This window comes from Methanobacterium formicicum, from assembly GCF_029848115.1.
GTDB classification, from domain to species: Archaea; Methanobacteriota; Methanobacteria; order Methanobacteriales; family Methanobacteriaceae; genus Methanobacterium; species Methanobacterium formicicum.
Genome location: NZ_JARVXG010000031.1, coordinates 65,001 through 72,418, shown reverse-complemented (window position 1 = coordinate 72,418; position 7,418 = coordinate 65,001). Strand labels below are relative to the sequence as shown.

Sequence of the window (7,418 nt, the reverse complement as noted above, 5' to 3'; positions counted from 1 at the left end):
ACTAACTAGAACTAAACTAATCAGAAATTAAACAGAAATTAAATTATAATTATAATTGAACAAATCTGGTAAAAACAATAGAAACGGGGTTTATAAAAATATCAAGGTATAACCCGAAGGTAGTGCTCTTCATCAGTTCCAGCGTTGAATTCAATACTGCTTACCAGTTCCATCCAATCCTCGAATATCTTCCAGAGAACATCATCTGGCGCATAGATGCAGAATACGGTTGAATCCTCATCTTCCATAACTAACCTTTCAACATCAGGATAATCCCGTTTAATATCACTGAATATTTCTTCAGTAGAAACATTTTCCTTATTTTCTATGTTTTCCATTAAAAAACCTCTTAAACATCTCAACTACCCAAAAATATCCTAAAATATCCTAAAATATCCTAAAATATGGCCAATTCAACTTATTAAATTAATTTATTTTTTATTTGAATGTGATTTTTTTTAAATGTATAAACTGTTTTATTAGATGTCAATCTTTAAATCAATCTGGATTGTATTATAGAACTTGTTCTTTATAAGGCTAGCATATTGTGTTAGGAAATTTAATACCTTCACTAAGCTAAATAACGTTCCTAAACCCCAAATCCTGTGCGTAGTTAATGATTTCCACCAATTCACTGCGAATCAATGCTCGGGAGATTTCACCATATTCGGGTGCATGGTAAACTGGATGATACTGACCCATAATGTTTAAAACTACATCCAGACCTAAATTTCTGGATATCCAGTCGAGTAGTGGTTTTGAACAGCATTCCACATGGTTAGGTAGAATTAGATGTCTGATTATCATATCTCCTGATTTCTGGGCCAGTTTATGATTACGGCCAACCGTCTCCATATAATTCGGGATGCCCGAGAGTCTCTGGGCACAGGCATCATTTCCATACTTGAAATCCGTCAGATAAAGGTCAACAAACCCATCCAGAAGATGCATAGCATACTGGGAAAGGTACATGTTACTGTTCCACACCACAGGTATGTTTTCCCGGACCCGCCTCATGGTACGCAGGATGTAGGGCAGGTTAGGGGTTGGATCTCCCCCGACAAAATTCACATTCCGGGACCCTTCCCTCCTCCTTTTTTCAATTACCCCGGCCAGTTCCTCTTCACTCAGGGGGATTCCCCGGGTTCGTTGACTTATATCCCAGTTCTGGCAGTAAACACACTGGAAGTTGCAACCGGTGAAAAAGATGGTGTGGCTGGGTACCAGGGGTGGTTCTTCACCAACATGGAGAAATTCCGAGGCAATCAATGGATGCGTCACTCCACATTCCCCGGTTTCACGAGTCCGGTCAACATGGCACATTTTTTCACATAAAATACAGTTCTGGTATATTTTTTCGGCAATCTGGACCTTGAGATCCAGGTAAGAAAAAAAAGATTTTTTAACTGGTCCACCCTCTATATCCTGGGGATTTAAACTAGAATTATCCCGGTAAAACTTCCAGAATCTGGTTCTTAGACGTTGATGCTCATCCCACTGGGATTTTTCATCATCAAAGTCCGGGGCTTTCAGGGTGGATGCCACTTTACAGCGTGAGAGTTGATGGTTGGAAGTTATGGCCAGATAATCTGAAAGAACCCCCTTAATATCAAGATTTACCATAATCCGCCCACCAGGATATTCTACCCACCCCTTCTCTACAATTCCTTAACCCACCACTCTCAGGCTGGAAACAGTTAGGGGCGGGGTGATGAAGGGTCCTAATTGTCGGGTTTGGTGTGAAGCAGCTGTGGCTTCTTTTAACATGGAAAAGATGTTTCCGGAGAGCATGGATTTTTTAACCGGGTAAACAACTTCGCCAGCCTGGATCTTGAAGGCATTCATGGCTTCCACTGAGAAATCCCCCGAAATGGGGTTGGCAGTGTGTGCTCCCAGAACATCAGTAACCAGTAATCCATTCTGTATTTGGGAAATTTCTTCGTAGTCTTTAAATTCCAGTACCAGGTTGGATAAACTCACTGCAGGCATGTCATTGAATGAAGCACGCATTCCATTGCCGGTACTCTTCACATCCCCCTTGTTGGCTGTGTGTATATCGTATAAAAAGTTTTTCAGAACCCCATCCTTTATTATGGTAGTTTTCTGGGATGGTGTTCCTTCTCCATCACCATGAGATGAGTAAAGACCACCCGGGAAAGTTCCATCATCGTATATACTTAGAGATGGCGTTGAAACTTGGGTATCTATCTTATCGGCGTATATGGAACGACCCCTCTGTACATTGTCCCCGTTTATTGCCTGGGAAAAGGTGGAGAGAAGACCTGCTGCGGCATGGTGATCCAGCAACACTTTCATGTCACCAGTTTCTATGGTTTTCCCTTCCCTGGAATTTAAGGCAACTTCACAGGCTTTATTTGCAATATTTTCCGGCTCTATGTCCAGTTTTCGGGATGAGTCAGATTCACTGGCAGTGGAGACACCTTCCCGGTCAGGGGTGTTCACTGCAATATACCCGGAGAAATAGGTGGCTTTATCTTCACAGACCATTCCATTGGAGTTGGTTATTAAAATTTTCAAACAGCTAGCCGTTACCCCGCCAGAGGTTGGTTGGCATTTATTTTCCAGTACCGTGCTGATCATGGATTTTCCCAGTTCAATAGTGTCCTCCAGTTCCAGGGTGTTAATTTTTCCATCGTAAACTCCTTTAATAGGAGAATAATTTGATTTAAGGGCGAATGCTAAATTTTCATCCACCAGATTTGCCTGGGCATTGGAGATTGCGTTTTGGACTGTTTCTTCTATTCTTTCACTTTGAGTGGTGTATGCAAAACCCATTTTACCGTCACAGATGACCCGGATACCCACGCCCATAGAGTAGGATTCCTTGGCAAAGTCCACTTGGTCGTTCTGAATGGTTGCATCCACACCATCACTGATCTCGACGTATACCTCCGCCTGATCAGCGCTTTTAAGAGCGTAATCTAATGCACGGTTGCTTATCTCATTTATCATGGTAAAAACCTCTCTAAAGCTTCTTTGACTCCATCTCCATAGGATTTTTCAGTTACGTAGTCGGCTCGGGCTTTGAGCTCGGGGTTGGCATTGGCCACTGCCACCTTCAATCCCGCTACTTTTAGAAATTCTAGGTCATTTTCACTGTCCCCTATGGCCAGGATCTCCTCTGGCCGGATACCCATATCCTCAGCCACACGAACCAGGGCGGACCCCTTATCCACTGCTGGATCAGTGATGTGCAGTGCAAATCTGGTATCGTATATCTTCACGTCAAAATCCTTCAGTGCATCTTTAATCAATTCTACGGGAAGTGTCCTATAAAAGGCAATTTCGGAAACCCTTTCTTGGGAAAAATCCACTTTTTCCAGGGCATACTTTGTTTTTAAAAATTCATAGGCCCTTTGACACTTTTCAATATCCCCTAATATCTTCCTGCCCTGGGGTGATTCTATAACACCCCCATTTTCAGCTACTAACCCTCCGGAAGTACCCATGAATATGGAAAGAGTTTTGGTGACCGGGAGGATGTTCCCGGTGACTATGATTACAGGTATGCCTTTTTCTTCGGCAGAACGAAGGGATTCCATTGCACTGCAGCACAGTCTTCGCCGGCTATCAGTTATGGTTCCATCAACATCTACAGCTACGGCTTTAATCAAGCTATTTCACCATGTTTATCCATTAATTTTCCCAGAACAGATTATAGTCCTACTGATTTACCATTAACACTCAATACCTGGTTTAAAATGAACCATAGCGATGAGCTATATTGCAGGTTCCTTCCTTACTAACCATGCATGCTCCGATGGGATTAGTGGGGTTGCACTCTTTACGGAAAAGTCGGCAATCCTCAGGACGGGCTACTCCCCGGAGTATAGCTCCACAGATACAACCACTGACCACTTCCGGGATATTGCCCACTTCGATATCGAATCGTTCCCGGGCATTGACCTGGCTGAATTCATCCTTGATTTCCATAACCGAGTTAGGTATAGGAGGGAAACCTCTCCATTCCTTGGTTTTAATGTAAAATACTTCGTCGAGAAGTTCCTGTGCTTTTAAATTTCCTTCTTCTCGAACTGCCCGTTTATATTCATTTTGTACGAATGCCTTGTCTTCATGGAGCTGTTTCAAAATCAGGTACACTGCTATGAGAACGTCCATGGGGTTGAAACCAGTTACCACTTGAGGAATTTCGTATTTCTCTGAGAAAATATCGTAAGGTTTGGTTCCGATGATGGTGGACACATGACCCGGTTCTATGAGGGCGTTGAGATTCACTTCCCCGGATTCAATTAAGAACTGGAGTGCAGGTGGTATCATTCTGTGACAGGAAAGAACTGAGAAGTTTTCTGGAGGATTGGCAACGATTTCCGCAGCAGTAGTTGGTGCGGTGGTTTCAAATCCTGCGGCCATGAAAACCACATCGTTATCAATTTTTTGAGCTAATTCCACGGCATTGTTTACTCCATACACTATTCTAACATCTGCTCCTTCTGCTTTTGCTTCAGATAGTGTTCCACTTCCCCCGGGAACCCTTAACATGTCACCAAAGGTGGCAATGGTTACTCCCTGTTTAGCCAGTTGCAGACATTCCTCCACCTCACGGGCGGGTACACAGCACACCGGACATCCGGGGCCCGCTACCACTTCCACCTCTGGAGGTAGCAGAGTCCGAATACCATGCTGCATTATTGTGTGTTCATGGGATCCGCAGACATGCATTATCTTCACTGGTTGGGCTATGTCTTCGATGCGTTTTACAATTTCCTTAGAAAGATCTTTTATCGTGTTCATAGGTGACACCTGGATGATCTAGTACAAATTATAAGTGGTATCTATCCTTAAAATTTGTTAATAATTTCTGTTAATTAATTAAAAGTTTTTTACCCTAAACTGTTTAAGTTGTTTAAAATGTATTGGTTGGATTATGGTATATGGTTTGGGGTAACAACCTAAAAATTTTAGTACAAACTTCTGATTACCGCCAGAGTTTAAAGAATAGAAAAACAGGAAAAATTAACCATTTAATAATGAATATTTTTACAATATTATGGATTTATAATATTCCTCATGCCAATAAAAATTTTATTTAAGCTTTAAAGAACTTTATACACTCTTAAAACGGTTATATAACATAGGAGGGCATTGCTGGAGTTATAGTTATATATTAAAAATGCCAACCTATTGTTATATACGTGATAGTGATACACTCTTTTGGAAAATTAAAATGGTTGTTATAATGAATGCTGCAGTGATTGGTTTGGGAGTAGAGGGCCTTAATGCTGTTGAATCTCTTCTCAATCACGGTTATACTGTTTATGCTTCCGATGTCAATCTGGACGTTGAATTAGAAGCAGTTGAAGGTCTGGATGTTGATCGGGGATTTCATGATTTTGGAAAAATTGAAGACTCTGATTTAGTGGTTTTGAGCCCGGGTTTATGGAATAAACCTGCTTTTCAACAAATTAAGTCTGAAAATAAGCTCTTATCCGATGTTGTAACTTCTCATCGTTCCCTATTCACCATTGGTGTCACTGGTACCAATGGAAAGACCACCACCACCATGATGATTGCCAGCATACTGGAAAATGCCGGTTTGAATGTTCTTACTGGTGGAAATGCAGGTGGGGGCTTTAAAGGCTACACTGAAGTGATTTTAGAAGCAGCCACCCATGATTACGATGTTCTCCTGGTAGAAGTCTGCGATATGACCCTGGACTTCTGTAACCACAACTTTGACTTTGACCTGGTGGTGGTGACCAACGTAGGCCGAGACCATCTGGAAGTACACCACTCCCTGGAAAATTACCGGAAATCCTTACAGAAATTCGTAACCGGGAAAAAAATTGTTTTAAATCAAGACAATAAAAGTCTGGACGCGTTAAGTGAAACAGCAGGAGAAACTCACCTTTTCACCAAAACTCCCTATAAATTAAACTTATTTGGAGATTTCAATCGTGAGAATGCAGCTGCTGCATCAAAAGCAGCAGAAATAATGGGAATATCCAAAGAGACCATTGAAAAAACCCTTAAAGAGTTCCAAGTTTTGCCAGGGAGAGCCTCAGTTATCAATCTCCCCCATTCCCAGATAGTGGTTGGCAAAACTGATAATGCCGATGCTGCTGCTGCAGTTCTTAATGAAGTTAAATTTCCGGTTATAATCCTGGGAACTCCCCGTAAGGGTGAAATGTGCCGTTTGGATATTTTCCGGGAAGCTTCTAAAACTGGTTGCCCGATCATAGCCCTTTTCCCTGGACTGGACGACACCCGCCAAGAAGTGCAGAAAGTACTGGAGGAAGAGGAATACCAGGGAAAAGTTTACAATCTAACTGATGTAGATGATGTGGTTGAATTTGCACTCCAATGCTCTGAAGAATATCCCCATGTATTTATTGGGGGTAACGGGCAGCGGAAAATTATAGAGATCACCCAGTGTTTAAAGGAGGCCCTTGCGGCAAAATAATAGAAATAATATTTGAGAGGGGAGGCTTAAAAAATGCGCAGATCAATGTTAAATCCAATATTAGCCTTTGGTATTCTGATAATAATTATAATAAGTTTTAGTTTTGTTGGTAACAACATTGAAGGCTATTTCCCCCCACAAAAACCAGAAGAGATATCTGCCCTATCCATTGGCGATACCGTGGTTTCTGGTATGAAAGTGGTGGATGATGCTAAAGTAAGGAAAGTGCCGGTTTTATATCATTTTGAATACCTGCAAAATTTACTGGAAGAAGAAAAATACCCCCAGATTATCAGTGGATTTCTAACTGGGACACTGGAAACACCCCTGTCCATTCTAGCCAACGGCAGTATTTCTTCCCAGGGAGTGGCCCAGGGATTCGAGGGCCCGGGTTATTTAAGTGTCCAGGGTCAAAAACTGGTCGTGAACCCCCCACAAACATTTGTATGGGGATACAAGACCGGGTATACCGTGGGGGTTAAAACCAAGGATGGAGTGGAGATCAGGGAAGGAGGTAAATCTGGTGAACTGCTGAAAACCATTGCGGCATCAGATATTAAAAATGACACCATTCCCCATGAATACGTGAGTATCACCACCTTTACGAAATGGTATAATAAATCATCGGTGGGAGATTACATATACCTTGATTATTCCCTCACTGGATTCAGTGACGGTAGAAACCAGGTCGTTCCGGAGGATATAAAAACCTTCTTCGGGGACTCGGTGGTGACCTACATGAAAAATTATCCCAGTGGCTCACCAGTAATGGCCTATATGGGAACCCACAATGAAAATGTGACCTCCAGTTACACTGAAGCTCTGGGATCCCACCCAGAATACGGGGATTCCGCTCGGGCATACAATGCCATGTCCTTCGCCCGGGCCTGGAACGGCACCATAATACCCCCAAAAACCGGGTCCAATGGGAAAGAAAATATTGGATTTGAACCCTGCATTGACCCCAATGCCACCG

7 protein-coding genes (1 of these 7 only partly in view) are annotated in these 7,418 nt (G+C 42.4%); 2 read left to right on the top strand and 5 right to left on the bottom strand.

The annotated features are described in order from the left end of the window. Positions 1–101: 101 nt before the first annotated feature. From QC759_RS02660 to hypD, 5 genes are all read right to left on the bottom strand, one after another. Complete coding sequence (locus QC759_RS02660; RefSeq protein ID WP_048071733.1) at positions 102–338, bottom strand: hypothetical protein; 237 nt, start codon at positions 336–338, stop codon at positions 102–104. Positions 339–576: 238 nt separating this feature from the next. Further along, positions 577–1,623, bottom strand: coding sequence for a radical SAM protein (locus tag QC759_RS02655; RefSeq protein WP_048071734.1), 1,047 nt, complete (start codon positions 1,621–1,623; stop codon positions 577–579). A gap of 45 nt (positions 1,624–1,668) precedes the next feature. Continuing rightward, positions 1,669–2,973 (bottom strand): TldD/PmbA family protein, encoded by a 1,305-nt coding sequence (locus tag QC759_RS02650; RefSeq protein WP_048071735.1) that lies wholly within the window; start codon positions 2,971–2,973, stop codon positions 1,669–1,671. After that, positions 2,970–3,635: a phosphoglycolate phosphatase gene (locus tag QC759_RS02645; protein ID WP_048071736.1), complete on the bottom strand. Its 666-nt coding sequence runs from the start codon at positions 3,633–3,635 to the stop codon at positions 2,970–2,972. Before QC759_RS02645 ends, QC759_RS02650 begins: the two co-directional genes overlap by 4 nt. Before the next feature lie 82 nt (positions 3,636–3,717). Beyond that, positions 3,718–4,764: a hydrogenase formation protein HypD gene (hypD, locus tag QC759_RS02640; RefSeq protein WP_048073753.1), complete on the bottom strand. Its 1,047-nt coding sequence runs from the start codon at positions 4,762–4,764 to the stop codon at positions 3,718–3,720. 442 nt (positions 4,765–5,206) lie between these two features. Between hypD and murD2 the strand changes: the two genes are divergently transcribed. Then, positions 5,207–6,442: a pseudomurein biosynthesis peptide ligase pMurD2 gene (murD2, locus tag QC759_RS02635; RefSeq protein WP_276700257.1), complete on the top strand. Its 1,236-nt coding sequence runs from the start codon at positions 5,207–5,209 to the stop codon at positions 6,440–6,442. A 33-nt stretch (positions 6,443–6,475) separates the two neighbouring features. Further along, positions 6,476–7,418, top strand: the 5' portion of a protein-coding gene (locus QC759_RS02630; RefSeq protein ID WP_048071737.1) for an Mfer335 family protein. It continues 242 nt past the right edge of the window; only the first 943 of its 1,185 coding nucleotides appear in the window; the start codon lies at positions 6,476–6,478; the stop codon falls past the right edge of the window.